General features: G+C 70.1%; 13 protein-coding genes and 1 pseudogene. 6 read left to right on the plus strand and 8 right to left on the minus strand.

Annotated features, from left to right (window positions below):
- The first annotated feature begins 5 nt into the window (after nt 1-5).
- From N1028_RS17365 to N1028_RS17375, 3 genes are all read left to right on the plus strand, one after another.
- Nucleotides 6-791 carry an isoprenyl transferase gene (locus N1028_RS17365; RefSeq protein ID WP_259530678.1) on the plus strand — a complete coding sequence of 262 codons (786 nt, stop codon included), beginning with the start codon at nt 6-8 and terminating at the stop codon, nt 789-791.
- Between the two features lie 323 nt (nt 792-1,114).
- Nucleotides 1,115-2,485 carry an RNA 5'-3' helicase PhoH2 gene (gene phoH2, locus N1028_RS17370; protein WP_259530680.1) on the plus strand — a complete coding sequence of 457 codons (1,371 nt, stop codon included), beginning with the start codon at nt 1,115-1,117 and terminating at the stop codon, nt 2,483-2,485.
- 140 nt (nt 2,486-2,625) lie between these two features.
- Entirely contained in the window at nt 2,626-3,048 is a 423-nt protein-coding gene (locus tag N1028_RS17375) for a prepilin peptidase (RefSeq protein ID WP_259530686.1), read from the plus strand.
- A 122-nt stretch (nt 3,049-3,170) separates the two neighbouring features.
- Here N1028_RS17375 and N1028_RS17380 read toward each other — a convergent pair whose 3' ends face one another.
- The 5 genes and pseudogenes from N1028_RS17380 to xseA form a co-directional block, all read right to left on the minus strand.
- Entirely contained in the window at nt 3,171-4,586 is a 1,416-nt protein-coding gene (locus N1028_RS17380) for a class II fumarate hydratase (protein ID WP_259530687.1), read from the minus strand.
- An 83-nt stretch (nt 4,587-4,669) separates the two neighbouring features.
- On the minus strand, nt 4,670-5,332 hold the full coding sequence (locus tag N1028_RS17385; RefSeq protein WP_310795617.1) for a carbonic anhydrase: 663 nt from the start codon (nt 5,330-5,332) through the stop codon (nt 4,670-4,672).
- On the minus strand, nt 5,329-5,997 hold the full coding sequence (locus tag N1028_RS17390; protein WP_259530688.1) for a DUF4245 domain-containing protein: 669 nt from the start codon (nt 5,995-5,997) through the stop codon (nt 5,329-5,331). Before N1028_RS17390 ends, N1028_RS17385 begins: the two co-directional genes overlap by 4 nt.
- A gap of 4 nt (nt 5,998-6,001) precedes the next feature.
- Nucleotides 6,002-6,244 (minus strand): exodeoxyribonuclease VII small subunit, encoded by a 243-nt coding sequence (locus N1028_RS17395; RefSeq protein WP_259530689.1) that lies wholly within the window; start codon nt 6,242-6,244, stop codon nt 6,002-6,004.
- A 68-nt stretch (nt 6,245-6,312) separates the two neighbouring features.
- A pseudogene (gene xseA / locus N1028_RS17400) lies at nt 6,313-7,609 on the minus strand (exodeoxyribonuclease VII large subunit); the annotation flags it as partial.
- 87 nt (nt 7,610-7,696) lie between these two features.
- Here xseA and N1028_RS17405 point away from each other — a divergent pair.
- Entirely contained in the window at nt 7,697-8,731 is a 1,035-nt protein-coding gene (locus tag N1028_RS17405; protein WP_259530744.1) for a 4-hydroxy-3-methylbut-2-enyl diphosphate reductase, read from the plus strand.
- A gap of 29 nt (nt 8,732-8,760) precedes the next feature.
- On the opposite strand, the gene N1028_RS17410 is transcribed toward N1028_RS17405, so the two are convergent.
- Both N1028_RS17410 and fbaA read right to left on the minus strand, forming a co-directional pair.
- Nucleotides 8,761-9,369, minus strand: a complete 609-nt coding sequence (locus N1028_RS17410) for a DUF6264 family protein (RefSeq protein ID WP_259530691.1) — start codon at nt 9,367-9,369, stop codon at nt 8,761-8,763.
- 120 nt (nt 9,370-9,489) lie between these two features.
- Nucleotides 9,490-10,515, minus strand: a complete 1,026-nt coding sequence (gene fbaA, locus N1028_RS17415) for a class II fructose-bisphosphate aldolase (protein WP_259530692.1) — start codon at nt 10,513-10,515, stop codon at nt 9,490-9,492.
- Nucleotides 10,516-10,654: 139 nt separating this feature from the next.
- On the opposite strand from fbaA, the gene glpX reads away from it, so the two are divergent.
- The gene (gene glpX, locus N1028_RS17420) at nt 10,655-11,638 is read left to right on the plus strand and encodes a class II fructose-bisphosphatase (RefSeq protein ID WP_259530693.1); all 984 of its coding nucleotides are present in this window, start codon (nt 10,655-10,657) and stop codon (nt 11,636-11,638) included.
- 89 nt (nt 11,639-11,727) lie between these two features.
- Here the strand turns inward: glpX and N1028_RS17425 are convergent, their stop codons facing one another.
- Nucleotides 11,728-13,521, minus strand: a complete 1,794-nt coding sequence (locus N1028_RS17425) for a DNA recombination protein RmuC (protein WP_259530695.1) — start codon at nt 13,519-13,521, stop codon at nt 11,728-11,730.
- Nucleotides 13,522-13,690: 169 nt separating this feature from the next.
- Here N1028_RS17425 and N1028_RS17430 point away from each other — a divergent pair, with 169 nt between their 5' ends.
- Nucleotides 13,691-15,190 (plus strand): CoA-acylating methylmalonate-semialdehyde dehydrogenase, encoded by a 1,500-nt coding sequence (locus N1028_RS17430; protein ID WP_259530696.1) that lies wholly within the window; start codon nt 13,691-13,693, stop codon nt 15,188-15,190.
- Nucleotides 15,191-15,201 lie beyond the last annotated feature (11 nt).

Below are 15,201 nucleotides of genomic sequence, written 5' to 3' on the forward strand. Positions count from 1 at the left end.
ACTGTGTGCCGAAACGCCAGCAGCAGGTCGGAGAAGGTCTTCTCTATCGCCTCTACCAGAGGCGCATCCGCCGTCACCTCGACGGATCGGTGTTGCCCAAGCACGTCGCCATGATCCTCGACGGCAACCGTCGCTGGGCCAAGCAGCGCTCGCTCGGCACCGCCGCGCACGGGCACCGGGCGGGGGCCGCGAAGATCCGCGAGTTCCTCGAGTGGTGCGACGATCTCGGCATCGAGGTCGTGACCCTCTACCTGCTCTCGACCGACAACCTCAGCAACCGCTCAGGCGACGAGCTCACCGAACTGATCGAGATCATCGCCGACCTCGCCGACGACATCTCGCGCTTCCGTGACTGGCGGGTCAAGCACGTCGGCACCAACGCAGGCCTCCCCGAGCCGCTCATCGCGGCCCTCGACGGCGCCGAGGCCCGAACCGCCCAGCACGGCGGGCTGCACGTGAACCTCGCGGTGGGCTACGGAGGTCGTTCGGAGATCGCGGATGCGGTGCGCAGCATCATCCAGAAGCACCGCGACCTCGGTCACGGGCTCGACGAGCTCGAGGCCGACATCGACCAGGAGCTCATCGCCGAGCACCTCTACACGGGTGGCCAGCCGGATCCGGATCTCGTCATCCGCACCTCGGGCGAGCAGCGCCTCAGCGACTTCATGCTCTGGCAGTCGGCCCACAGCGAGTTCTATTTCATGGAGGCCCTCGGCCCCGACGTGCGCGAGGTCGACTTCCTGCGTGCCCTCCGCGACTACTCCCGCCGCCAACGGAGGTTTGGTTCTTAGCCGCGCCGCCGCCTCTGCGGCGCGGGCGACATGCGGTGCCGCCGCCGCGATGCGTCGCTGCGCGGCGCATCGCGGCGACGGTACCGCCTTGGGTCGGGTTGGGTGGGGCCTCTCACGAATTACACCCGTGTAACACACTGTTAATCTTCTGCGTTGCGTGTCGTAACCCACGCATCCGGCAACGAGCGTAGCTTCGGTCACATCAGGCATGGCGCCTGATCGAGACGGCCACATAAGTACGTTTCGACACAACCACCGTGGCCCGATCGCCTACTGAATCCGAGCGCCGAGCGTTCGGGGTTGGAGTGGATGTGGCCGAGCCCATGACTCATCAGACCAGCGGGAACAGCACCGGAGGGGAAGCACGAGGCAGCACCAGCACCACTCGCACGACATCGACCGCCGAGGTGACCTATGTTCTGGACACCTCGGTTCTTCTGTCTGATCCGAAGGCGATCTTCCGGTTCGCCGAGCACGCGGTGGTCCTCCCGGTGATCGTCATCACCGAGCTGGAGTCCAAGCGCAACGACCCCGAGATCGGGTACTTCGCCCGGCAGGCGCTGCGCAACCTCGACGAGCTGCGCGTGCAGCACGAGCGGCTCGACTTCCCGATCGCGGTCGGCACCGAGGGCGGATCGCTGCGAGTGGAGCTGAACCACTCCAACACCTCGGTGCTGCCCTCCGGCCTCCAGCTCGGCGACAACGACACCCGCATCCTCGCGGTGGCGCAGAACCTGTCGAACGACGGGCTCAACGTGACGGTGGTCTCGAAGGATCTGCCGCTGCGCGTCAAGGCCGCCTCGATCGGCCTCGCGGCCGAGGAGTACCGCGCCGAGCTCGCGGTCGACTCCGGCTGGACCGGCATCGACTCGATCACGCTCGGCTCCGACGAGATGGCGCGGCTCTACGACCAGGAGACGCTCAGCACGCCGCTCGTCCGCGACATGCCGCTGAACACGGGCCTCGTCATCCACTCGGATCGGGGATCGGCGCTCGGCCGCGTGGTCTCACGCGACACGTTCCAGGTCGTGCGCGGCGACCGCGACGTCTTCGGTCTGCACGGGCGCTCGGCGGAGCAGCGCGTGGCGATCGACATGCTGCTCGACCCGGAGGTCGGGATCGTGTCGCTGGGGGGTCGAGCCGGTACGGGGAAGTCCGCTCTGGCCCTGTGCGCCGGTCTCGAGGCGGTGCTGGAGAAGCAGCAGCACAAGAAGATCATGGTGTTCCGGCCGCTCTACGCGGTGGGCGGCCAGGAGCTCGGCTTCCTGCCGGGCGACGCGGCCGAGAAGATGAACCCGTGGGCGCAGGCCGTGTTCGACACCCTCGGCTCGCTCGTGTCGCAGAACGTGCTCGACGAGGTGATCGATCGCGGCATTCTCGAGGTGCTGCCGCTCACCCACATCCGGGGCCGTTCGCTGCACGACGCGTTCGTGATCGTCGACGAGGCGCAATCGCTCGAGCGCAACGTGCTGCTCACGGTGCTCTCCCGCATCGGGCAGAACTCGCGCGTGGTGCTCACGCACGACGTCGCGCAGCGCGACAACCTGCGGGTGGGGCGGCACGACGGCGTCGCCTCGGTGATCGAGACGCTCAAGGGCCACTCGCTCTTCGGGCACATCACCCTCACCCGCTCGGAGCGCTCCGCCATCGCCGCGCTCGTCACCGAGATGCTGGAGTCGAACGAGCTCGCCTAGCGGCTCCTGCACAGAGAGCAATCGGGGCCGCGACCATCCACCGACGTGGGGGTCGCGGCCCTTCGCTGTCTTGCGCGGCGTAGCGTGCCGGCATGCCGTTCGAATTCGATTCCGTCTCCTCGCATCCGCCGTGAGAGATCGTGCCGCTGTCCTACCTGGCCGCCGTGAGCGTGACGCTCGCGGTCGTCGACGCGCGGGAGCAACGACTGCCGAACACGCTCGTGATGCCCGGGCTGGTGCTGCTCGGGTGGGCGATCGTCGGTGCGGAGGTGCAGGAGCCCGGTCGTGCGCTCTCCGTGCTCGCCGCCTGCGCCTGCGCTGCCGCCGTCTTCGGCGCCGGCTGGCTGGCCGGGGCCGTGGGAATGGGCGACGTCAAGCTGGCCGTGCTGCTGGCGGGCACGGCAGCGCTCCTGGGAGCTGTCGTCCTGCCCCTTGCCGGCGTCGCCCTCGCCCTGCTGATGGCACCGGCACTGGTCTCCGCCTGCAGCGACACCCGGATCCCGCTGGGCCCGCCGCTGCTCGCGGCCTTCTGGTGGGCGACGGTCCTCGCCTGGCCTCCGTGAGCTCCGCCACCACCGCCCCCACCGCCGGCGGGGGAGACGACGGAGTTCGGGCCCTGCAGCGCAGACGACGGAGCCTCAGCCACCTGTGGGGCTGAGGCTCCGTCGTCTTCGGGTGAGGGAAGCTACTTCGCGGCGGGCGGGGCCGTCATCGAGAGCACGTCGAGCGCCGAGTCGAGCTGCTCGAGGGTGACCTCGCCGCGCTCCACGAAGCCGAGGTCGATCACGGCCTCGCGCACCGTGAGGCCCTTGGCCACGGAGTGCTTGGCGATCTTCGCGGCCGCTTCGTAGCCGATCACGCGGTTCAACGGCGTCACGATCGACGGCGACGACTCCGCGAGGGCACGGGCGCGCTCGAGGTTGGCCTCGAGACCCACGACCGTCTTGTCGGCCAGGAGCACCGAGGAGTTCGCGAGCAGACGGATCGACTCGAGCAGCGCGGTGCCCATCACCGGGATGGCCACGTTGAGCTCGAACGCGCCGGAGGCACCCGACCAGGCGATCGACGCATCGTTGCCGATCACGCGCGAGCAGACCATGAGCACGGCCTCGGGGATGACCGGGTTGACCTTGCCGGGCATGATCGACGAGCCTGGCTGCAGGTCGGGGATGTGCAGTTCGCCGATGCCGGTGTTCGGGCCCGAGCCCATCCAGCGCAGGTCGTTGCAGATCTTGGTGAGCGACACGGCGAGCACGCGCAGGGCTCCGGATGCCTCCACGAGCGAATCGCGGGCACCCTGGGCCTCGAAGTGGTCGCGGGCCTCGGTGATCGGCAGGCCCGTCTCGTCGGCGAGCAGCGAGATCACGAGCTGCGGGAACCCGGCGGGCGTGTTGATGCCCGTGCCCACGGCGGTGCCGCCGAGCGGAACCTCGGCCACGCGGGGGAGCGCCGACTTCACGCGCTCGATGCCGAGGCGGATCTGCGCGGCGTAGCCGCCGAACTCCTGGCCGAGGGTCACGGGCGTCGCGTCCATCAGGTGGGTGCGGCCCGCCTTGACGGCGGTGGCCCACAGCGCGGCCTTCTCCTCGAGCGCCTTCTGCAGGTGCTCGAGCGAGGGGATCAGGTCGTGGATGAGGGCACCCGTGACGGCGACGTGCACGGAGGTGGGGAACACGTCGTTGGAGGACTGCGAGGCGTTCACGTGGTCGTTGGGGTGCACGTTCGAGCCGAGGGACTCGGTGGCGAGCGAGGCGAGCACCTCGTTCATGTTCATGTTCGACGAGGTGCCGGATCCGGTCTGGTAGACGTCGATCGGGAAGTCGCCCTCGAACTCGCCGGCGACAACGCGGTCGGCGGCCGCGGCGATGGCCTGGGCGATCGTGTCGTCGAGCACGCCCAGCTTGCTGTTGGCGAGCGCTGCCGCCTTCTTGATGCGCGCGAGCGCGGCGATCTGGGCGGTCTCGAGCCCGGCGCCGGAGATGGGGAAGTTCTCGACCGCGCGCTGGGTCTGCGCGCCGTAGCGGGCGGAGACGGGAACCCGCACCTCGCCCATCGTGTCGTGCTCGATGCGGTACTCGGTCTGATCGGCGGTGTCCACCACTGTGTGGTCGTCCTTTCGTCATGCCGGCGACGCAGCGCAGCGGCGTTGTGTTCCTGGGGTTGCGTACTGATGGAGGTCGCGGGTCAGAGATCGCCGATGGCGATGTCGGCGACGGCCCGGCCTTCGGCGAGGCGGTAGTTCGCGCCCACCACAGCCAATCTACCCTCCGCGACCGCGTGGGTGATGATCTCCGACGACTCCAGCAGCTGGCCGACGGTGGAGCGGAGGTGGGCCTTGCCGACCGCACCCGCATCCGGAGCCGTGAGCAGCGATCCGTCGTCGGCGCGTTCGGTGGGCACCTTGTCGAGGGCGGGCACGATCTGCTCCACGAGGCCGCGGATGTGGCCGGGCAGGGGAGCGGCGTCGGGCAGCTGCGAGTCGATGGCCGCGCGCACGGCACCGCACTCATCGTGCCCGAGCACGACGATGAGGGCGACGCCGAGCACCTCCACGGCGTACTCGAGGCTGCCGATGACGGAGTCGGAGATGACCTGCCCGGCGTTCCGCACCACGAAGAGGTCGCCGAGGCCGAGGTCGAAGATGATCTCGGCGGCCAATCGCGAGTCGGCGCAGCCGAACAGCGCCGCACGCGGGGTCTGCACGTGCGAGGTCTTGGCTCGCGTCTCCACGTCCTGACGCGGGTGCTTCGGGGTGCCGGCCATGAACCGCTCGTTGCCGCGCAGCATGGTGGCCCAGACTCTCGAGGGTGTCGTGGCCTCGGTGCCGTTGCCGTCCTGGTCTGTCATTCCGCTCCCTCGCCCTGCTCCAGCACGGTGCCGGCGATCGAGGTCGCCACCACCTCGATCTCCTCCGGTTCCGCGGTGCCGAACACCACGAAGGTCGACTCGCCGGACTCCGTGGTGAGCGCGTACTCGACGTTGCCCACCTCGTCCTGGCCCGATCCGCCCGATCGGTTGTCGTACACCGTCCACTCCACGCCGTCGAGGTCGACCACGCCGCTCGCGAGCCCGCCGGCCACCTGGTCGGCGAGCCACGAGGGGTTCGCCTCCACGGCCTGCGTGAGGCCCACGTACTCCTGCTCGGGCGAGATCAGGCCGATATACCACGAGATCACACCGTCGCTCGGGGCGGTGCGGATCTCGGCCGCGTTCGAGGTCCAGCCCTCGGGGAGGTCCGGCACCGCCAGCGGCACGGGCATCGACGCCTGGGCGCTCTCGGCCACGGTCGCATAGTCGACGGGATCGATCAGCGATCCCTCCGAGCGCGGCACGAGGAGCACGATCGCCGCCACGAGGGCCACGGAGGCCAGGAGAGCGTAGAGCAGGTTGAAGAGCGTCTTGCGGTCGCGGTAGAGCCGCGACGCCTCGGCCTTCCGGGCCGCGGTCTCATCGGGCGTCTCGGGCCGGCCGAGCTCGGCGACGATCGTCTGCTCGCTCTTCGCGCGCGCCATGCCGCTACTCCGCCGCCGTCGCGCGGGCGGCGTCGAGCCGTTCGCGGGCGCCGATGAGCCACTGCTCGCACCGGGAGGCGAGCGCCTCGCCGCGCTCCCACAGCGCGAGCGACTGCTCGAGCGTGGCCGAGCCCTGCTCGAGCTCGCCCACCACGCGGATGAGCTCGTCGCGAGCCTCCTCGTAGCTCAGCGACTCGGCGTCGGCACCGGGCGCAGGGGCGCCGGCGGATGCGGGTGTGACGGGCATGCTTCGATCCTAACGATCTCGAGGTGCGGATTCGGCGGCGAGGGCGTCCCCGGCCCGGTCTGCCCCGGCCCGGTCGGCGGCGGCGCGGTCGGCGGCGGCGCCCCTGGAGGCCGCGCCACCGCGGGGGGTGCGGCCGAGCGACTCGGCGTCGAAGACTCCCTCGGCCACCGTCACGGTGAGGCTGCTCCCCGCAGGCGCCTCGGAGTCGGCGCGCACGATGTGCCCGGCGTGCGGCCCGCTCGTGGCCTGCACGATCGCGTAGCCCCGGTCGAGGGTGCGCTGAGGGGAGAGCGCCCGCAGGTGCCCGGCGAGCTCGCGCACCGTATTCTGCTCGCGCTCGATCACCCGGCGCACGAGCTCCTCGCCGCGGGCCACGAAGCGCGTGAGGTCCTCCGAGCGGCGGTCGATCATCCACCCCGGCTCCGCGAGCACCGGCCGGCTGCGGATCTGCGCGATCCGGTCGACCTCCACCGACACGAGGTTCGCCACCCGGCCCCGGATGCGCAGGCGGGCCTGGTCGACCCGGTGCAGCTCCTCCGTGACATCCGGCACCACCCGCTTGGCGGCATCCGTCGGCGTCGACGCCCTGAGGTCGGCCACGAGGTCGATGAGCGGAGAGTCGGCCTCGTGCCCGATGGCGCTCACCACGGGGGTGCGGGCGGCGGCGACGGCGCGCACGACCGCCTCGTCGCTGAACCCGAGCAGGTTCTGGAAATCACCGCCGCCGCGCGCCACGATGATGACGTCGATCGAGGGATCGGCGTCGAGCGCCTCGAGCGCCGCCACGACCTCGCGGGCCGTGCGATCGCCCTGCACCGCCGCGTGCACCACGCGGAACCGCACGGAGGGCCAGCGCAGCTGCGCGTTCCGCAGCACGTCTTTCTCGGCGTCGCTGTCTCTGCCCGTGATGAGGCCGATGCCACCGGGAAGGAACGGGAGCGGCTTCTTGCGCGACCGGTCGAAGAGCCCCTCGGCGGCGAGCTGCGACTTCAGTCGCTCGAGCCGCTCGAGCAGGTCGCCGAGGCCGACGTGGCGCATCTCGAACACCTGCATGGTGAGCGTGCCACCGCGCACCCAGTAGTTGGGCTTGACGAGAGCGATCACGCGGTCGCCCTGCTTGAGGTCGGCCGGGAGCTTCGCCTTGACCGACGACCAGATGGTGAAGCTCACCGTCGCGTCGCCGGCGAGGTCTTTGAGCTTGCCGTAGACGTTGCCGCCCGAGACACCCCACTGCGTGATCTCGCCCTCGACCCAGGCCGTGCCGAGCCGCTCGATGTAGCCGCGGATCTTCTGCGCGAGCTCGCCGACCGGCCACGGGTTCTCGAGCGTGGGCGGGCCCGAGACGAACGCGGGGGCGTCGGTCACGCCATCACTCTCCTTCAGGGCGGCATTCACCCAGTCGCGCCGACGTAGACTCGGGGGGTGAGCAATGCGACGACCATCAGTCTGCCGATGCCGAGGATTCCCGGCGTTCGCAACAGGCTAAAGGATAACCCGGTGACCGGGCACAAGCGTGTGCTCCTGGCAGCCCCTCGTGGCTATTGTGCAGGAGTGGACAGGGCGGTCGTCGCCGTCGAGAAGGCGCTCGAGAACTACGGCGCCCCCGTCTACGTGCGCAAGCAGATCGTGCACAACGTGCACGTCGTCTCCACGCTCGAGAAGCGCGGCGCGATCTTCGTCGAGGAGGTCGACGAGGTGCCCGAGGGCGCCCACGTCGTCTTCTCCGCCCATGGCGTCTCGCCCGCCGTCGTGCAGGGCGCGGCCGACCGCGGCCTCCAGGCCATCGACGCCACCTGCCCGCTCGTCACCAAGGTGCACCGCGAGGCCGTGCGCTTCGCCCGCGACGACTTCGAGATCCTCCTGATCGGCCACGAGGGCCACGAGGAGGTCGAGGGCACCGCCGGTGAGGCCCCCGAGCACATCACGCTCGTCGGCAGCCCGGATGCCGTGGACGACATCGAGGTCAAGGACCCGGACAAGGTGGTCTGGCTCTCGCAGACGACCCTCTCGGTCGACGAGACCATGGAGACCGTGCGCCGCCTCCGGGTGAAGTTCCCGAACCTGCAGGATCCCCCCTCGGACGACATCTGCTACGCCACCCAGAACCGCCAGGTCGCCATCAAGAAGGTGGCGCAGGGCGCCGGCCTCGTGATCGTGGTGGGCTCGGCGAACTCGTCGAACTCGGTGCGCCTCGTGGAGGTCGCCCTCGAGTACGGCGCGAAGGCCGCCTACCGGGTCGACTACGCCCACGAGGTCAAGCAGGAGTGGCTCGACGGCGTCGAGACCGTGGGGGTCACCTCCGGCGCCTCGGTGCCCGAGGTGCTCGTGCAGGAGCTGCTCGACGACCTCGCGGGCGCCGGCTACGGCGACATCGAGACCGTGCAGACCGCGGAGGAGGACCTGGTGTTCTCACTGCCGAAGGAGCTCCGCCGCGACACCTCCGGCAAGAAGGACCCCCGCGCCACCGGCGGCCGCCACCGCGCCTAGGGCTGACACCGCCGCGGCGGCGGCTCGGCCTAAGGACTGACGCGCGTGAGCGTGTCGAGGATGACCGGGTCGGCCATGATCGCGATGGTCACGACGGTGAAGCTGATCAGCCCCGCCACCACGGCACCGATGACCGGGATGAAGAACGCCAGCTTGTTCTGCCGCACGCGCCGGATCGAGTAGACGGCCGTGAGGGCGAAGACGAGGAACGTCAGCGCCGCCCCCGCCACTCCCGCGGTGTTCGCGGTCGCGGTGCCCGTGTAGGCGCTGTCGATGCCCCAGATCTCCATGACCTGGTTCATGACATCCGGCAGCGACACGAGCGACGAGATGGTGTTCGCCGTCCAGATCAGGCCGATGGCGAGCAGGGCGATGGTGGCGATGCGGTCGGCCCGGTTGACCGGGCGACCGTCGGGGCCGAAGGTCGCTGTCGCAGGAGCGGGGGCGGGGGTGCGGGTGGATCCCGAGGCCGGTGCGGCCGCGGAGTCGCGCGCCGCGGGGCGCACCGCGGGCGGCGCGGCCGGGGTGCGGGCCTCCACCTCGACCGGCTGCTCGGGCTCCGCATCGGCCGGCGGCTCCCACTTCCAGCCCTCGGGGGCGAGTTCGCCGTACTTGGGCTTGGGTCGTTCGTCGGTCACGCGCTGCTCTCGTGTGGTGTCGGTGCGGTCGGATCGGGCCGGTCACATCGGGCCGACCGGATCGGGCCGGTCGGATAGGTTCGGGGCGGGCGGCCGGAGCCGTCCCGCCGCGACGTTACCCTACTTGCCCGAGTGCCCGGCCGAGCCGAGCTGCTGGGTGGCCTCGACCACGCGAGCGGCCATGGCCGACTCCGCGAGCTTGCCCCAGGAGCGGGGGTCGTAGACCTTCTTGTTGCCGACCTCGCCGTCGACCTTCAGCACGCCGTCGTAGTTCTTGAACATCGTGTCGGCGATGGAGCGGGTGAAGGCGTACTGGGTGTCGGTGTCGATGTTCATCTTGATGACGCCGTTGGCAACGGCCTCGGCGATCTCGGCGTCGGTGGAGCCCGATCCGCCGTGGAAGACGAGGTCGAGGGGCTTCGGGCCCGTGCCGTACTTGGCCTGGAGGCCGTCCTGGATCTCCTTCAGCAGCTCGGGCTTGAGCTTGACGTTGCCGGGCTTGTAGACGCCGTGCACGTTGCCGAAGGTGAGGGCGGCCATGTAGCGGCCGTGCTCGCCGAAGCCGAGGGCCTCGACGGTCGCGATGGCGTCGTCGAGGGTCGTGTAGAGGTGCTCGTTGATGTCGTGGCTGACACCGTCCTCCTCGCCGCCGACGACGCCGATCTCGACCTCGAGGATGGCGTTGATGGCCTTGGTGCGCTTCAGCACGTCCTCGGCGATCTTCAGGTTCTCACCGAGCGGGATGGCCGAGCCGTCCCACATGTGCGACTGGAAGATGGGGTTGCGGCCGGCCTTGACCTCGGCCTCAGAGGCCTCGATGAGCGGGAAGACGAAGTCGGCGAGGGCGGGCTCCGGGCAGTGGTCGGTGTGCAGCGCGACCGTGATGGGGTAGTTCTTCGCGACCTCGTGGGCGAACGCGGCGAACGCGAGCGCACCGGTGGCGCGCGCCTTGACGGTGTGGCCGGCGAAGTAGTCGGCGCCGCCCGTGGTGACCTGGATGATGCCGTCCGAGCCCGCCTCGGCCAGTCCCTGGAGCACGGCGTTCAGCGTCTGCGACGACGAGACGTTCACGGCGGGGTAGGCGAAGCCGCCGGTCTTGGCCTTGTCGAGCATCTCTGCGTACTGGTCGGGGGTTGCAATGGGCATGTCATCTCCTTTGGTGGGCGCGACCGGGCGCGCCGGCCGGTGCCGTTCGATCCGAGTCTATCCAGCGCCGTCCCCGATAGGCTTGTCGAGGCCCGCCGGTCAGCACAGCCCGGTCGGGTGACCCCGGAAGGACTCCCGCATGACCGCCGACAGCGCCCCTCTCTACGAGCACCCCGACCGCAACCTGGCCCTGGAGCTGGTGCGTGCCACCGAGGCCGCCGCCATCCGGGCGCAGCCGTTCATCGGCAAGGGCGACAAGAACGCCGCCGACGGCGCCGCGGTCGACGCGATGCGCAAGTTCCTCGGCACCGTCGACTTCGACGGCGTGATCGTGATCGGCGAGGGCGAGAAGGACGAAGCGCCCATGCTCTTCAACGGTGAGCACGTGGGCACCGGCCGCGGCCCGGCCTGCGACATCGCGGTCGATCCCATCGACGGCACCTCGCTCACCGCCGCCGGCCGGCAGAACGCCATCTCGATGCTGGCCGCCTCGGATCGCGGCACCATGCTCGATGCCTCCTCGGTGTTCTACATGAACAAGATCGTCACGGATGCCGACGGCATCGGCGTGATCGACATCGACCGGCCGATCGGTGACAACATCCGGGCGCTCGCCAAGGCGAAGGGCAAGGACGTCGGCGACATCCGCGTGGCCGTGCTCGACCGGCCGCGGCACCAGCAGCTCATCGAGGACATCCGTGCCGCCGGCGCCGGCACCCGGCTGATGCTCGACGGCGACGTCGCGGGCGGCATCAACGCGGCGCGCTACGGCACCCGCATCGACATGTGCGTGGGCACCGGCGGCAGCCCCGAGGGTGTCGCGACGGCGTGCGCGATCAAGGCGCTCGGCGGTTTCATCCAGACCCGGCTCGCTCCGAAGGACGACGACGAGCGCCAGAAGGGCATCGACGCCGGTCTCGACATGGACAAGCTCTATGAGGCCGACGACCTCGTGAGCGGCGACAACACGTTCTTCGTGGCCACCGGCGTGACCGACGGCGGCCTCGTGGCGGGCGTCAAGCGCCTCGGCCCCATCATCCGCACCGAGTCGATCGTGCTGCGCTCGCACTCGGGCACGATCCGCCGCATCGAGGCCGACCACCTCGTGGAGAAGTGGCTCTGAGGCTCCCACTTCGGTTCAATAACGCAATCGTGGAGTGACCCGAGCCCCCTGGGGGGCCGGATCACTCCACGATTGCATTTCTGAACCGGCTAGCGCGGATCGGTGCCCGTGGGCCTGCCGAAGTCGAGTTCGATGTCGATCACCTGGGCGGAGCCCCCCGACTCGTGCTCGAGGAATGCCGCGTCGCGCGCCGCCGCCGGGTCGCCCAGCGCGTCGAACTCCGCGACGGCCCGCTCGACCTCTGCGGCTCGCTCGGCGTCGTCGTCGCGCCCGGCCGCTGTCGGCTGCGCCTCGGCCGCTGTCGCCTCCGCCTCCGCCTCCGCCGCCTCTACCTCGGGAGCCTCGACCATCGGCGCCTCCGCCGCCTCGAGCTCGGCGAGCAGCTCGTGCCCCGACAGCTCGCGCGGAGCCTCCTCGAGGGGCGACAGCTCGGGGAAGAGGCTCTCGCTCGAGAGCGCCCCGAGCTTGCGGGCAGTGGGGAAGACCTGGCGCTCGAACGAGCCGACGAAGGCGTTGTAGTCCTTCACCGTGCGGTCGATCGTGCGGCCGAGCTTGTCGATGTGCGAGGCGGTCTTGCCGAGCCGTGTGTAGAGCTGCTGGCTGAGGTCGAAGAGCTGGCGCGCTTCCTGGGTCAGCACGTCCTGCTGCCAGGAGAAGGCCACCGTCTTGAGCACCGACCACAGGGTGACGGGGGAGGCGAGCGCCACGCGCTTGCCGAACGCGAACTCCATGATCGACGGATCGGCCTCGAGCGCGCTCGAGACGAGCGACTCGCTCGGGATGAAGGCGATCACGAGCTCGGGGGAGGCCTCGAGCCCGTTCCAGTAGCCCTTCGTGCCGAGCGCGGTGATGTGCTCGCGCAGCGCCTTCACGTGCTTCTTCATGAGCTGCGAGCGGTGCTCGCCCTCGACTCCCGTGGCCGAGGCCTGGATGGCGGAGGCCTCGAGGTACGCGTCGAACGGCACCTTCGCGTCGACCGCGATGTTCTTGCCGCCGGGCAGGTGCACGACCATGTCGGGGCGCCCCGCTCCGGAGTCGCTCACGATCGAGGTCTGCACGTCGAAGTCGACGCGCTCGATCAGCCCGGCCGCCTCGACGACGCTCCGGAGCTGGGTCTCGCCCCACACGCCGCGGGTGCTGTTGGAGCGCAGCGCCGAGGCGAGCGACTCGGCGGTCGAGCGCAGCCGCTCCTCCGACTCGGTGGCCGACTTGAGCTGCTGCGAGAGCTCGCCGTACTGCTGCTGGCGCTGCGCCTCGAGCTCCACGACCTTCGCCTGCACGGCCTTCAGGCTCTCCTGCACGGGGCTGAGGGCCACCAGGACCTTGCTGTCCTCCCCGGCGCGGGTCTTCTCCGCATCCTGCACGTCTTTGAGCCGGCGCTGGAAGTCGGTGAGCCGCTCCTCGAGGATGCCGATCTGGGCGCGGTACTGCGCATCCTGCTGCTCGAGCCGCTCGCGCGACTGCTCCTGCGCGAACGCCAGCTGCGTCTCGAACTGCTCCCGCGCGAGCGCGGTCTGCTCGCGGTGGGAGGTGATGGCGCCCTCGAGCTGCGCGCGGTGCGCCAGCACGGCGGACTCGAACTGCTCGCGGTGCGCGAGCGTGCGCTCCTCCACCTGCTCGCGGAGCCCCGACGCGGTGGCCTCGATGCCGGCGAGCCGGCTCTGCAGGCCCGCGCGCTCCTCGACCAGCTGTTCGACCCGCGAGCGCGTCTCGGTGAGGGCCGCGGTGCGCTCGCCGAGCGAGCTCTCGAGCATGGCGACGGTGCCCGCGGACGAACCGCCCGCAGCACCGCCCTGGCGGGCCCGGGCGAAGAGCACACCTCCGACCACGCCGAGCACGAGACCGACGAGAAGACCGAGGAGGAGGGGGAGCAGTGCGTCCATGCGGCCAGTCTCGCATCCGCCACCGACACCGGGCCGTCGCCACGACGGAACCGAACGCATACAGCGGCACCACCGGACACCTGCACAGCCGGACACCTGCACAGCCGGATGACGGCCCCAGGATCTAGGCTTGCTCCAGGAATCCCGTTCGAGCAAAGAAGCAGGAATCATGTCTGATGCACTCCCCGTAGTGAACCACTGGATCGGCGGCGAGGAGCTCGTGTCCACGAGCGGCCGCACGGCGCCCGTCTTCGACCCCGCCCTGGGCGAGCAGTCCAAGAGCGTGGCCCTCGCGAACCAGTCCGAGATCGACGCCGCGGTGGCCGCCGCGAAGGCCGCTTTCCCCGCCTGGCGCGACACGAGCATCACGAAGCGCCAGCAGGTCATCTTCGCCTTCCGCGAGCTGCTCAACGCGAGGAAGGGCGAGCTCGCCGAGATCCTCACGGCCGAGCACGGCAAGGTGCTCTCCGACGCCCTGGGCGAGATCACCCGCGGCCTCGAGGTCGTGGAGCTCGCGACCGGGTTCCCGCACCTGCTGAAGGGCGAGTACTCCGAGAACGTCTCGACCGGTGTCGACGTCTACTCCACCAAGCAGCCGCTCGGCGTGGTGGGCATCATCAGCCCCTTCAACTTCCCGGCCATGGTGCCGATGTGGTTCTTCCCGATCGCCATCGCGGCCGGCAACACCGTCGTGCTGAAGCCCTCGGAGAAGGATCCGAGCGCCGCCAACTGGCTCGCCGCCCTCTTCCAGGAGGCCGGCCTCCCCGACGGCGTCTTCAACGTGCTGCACGGCGACAAGGAGGCCGTCGACGGCCTGCTGAACCACAACGACGTCAAGAGCATCTCGTTCGTCGGCTCCACGCCCATCGCGCAGTACATCTACGAGACCGCGGCCCGCAACGGCAAGCGCGTGCAGGCCCTCGGAGGCGCCAAGAACCACATGCTCGTGCTGCCCGACGCCGACCTCGACCTCGCCGCCGACGCCGCCATCAATGCGGGCTTCGGCTCGGCGGGCGAGCGCTGCATGGCCATCTCGGTGCTCGTGGCGGTCGACACGATCGCCGACGACCTCGTGGCGAAGGTCCAGGAGCGCATGGCGGGCCTGAAGACCGGCGACGGCCGCCGCAGCTGCGACATGGGCCCGCTCATCACCGAGGTGCACCGCGACAAGGTGGCCTCCTACATCGACGTGGCGCACGAGGACGGCGCGACGGTCGTGGTCGACGGCCGCGGGATCGAGGTCGACGGCGAAGCTTCCGGCTTCTGGCTCGGCCCCACCCTCATCGACAACGTGCCCACCACGTCGAAGGTCTACCTCGACGAGATCTTCGGCCCGGTGCTCTCGGTCGTGCGCGTGCACTCCTACGAGGAGGGCGTCGACCTCATCAACAACGGCGCCTACGGCAACGGCACGGCCATCTTCACCAACGACGGGGGAGCGGCCCGCCGCTTCCAGAACGAGGTCGAGGTCGGCATGATCGGCATCAACGTGCCGATCCCGGTGCCCGTGGCCTACCACTCGTTCGGGGGGGTCAAGGACTCGATCTTCGGCGACTCCAAGGCCTACGGTCTCGCGGGCTTCCGCTTCTTCACGCAGGAGAAGGCCATCACGAGCCGCTGGCTCGACCCCTCGCACGGTGGCATCAACCTGGGCTTCCCCCAGAACTAGCCCGCCTGCCC

The organism is Herbiconiux oxytropis, assembly GCF_024979315.1.
GTDB classification, from domain to species: Bacteria; Actinomycetota; Actinomycetes; order Actinomycetales; family Microbacteriaceae; genus Herbiconiux; species Herbiconiux oxytropis.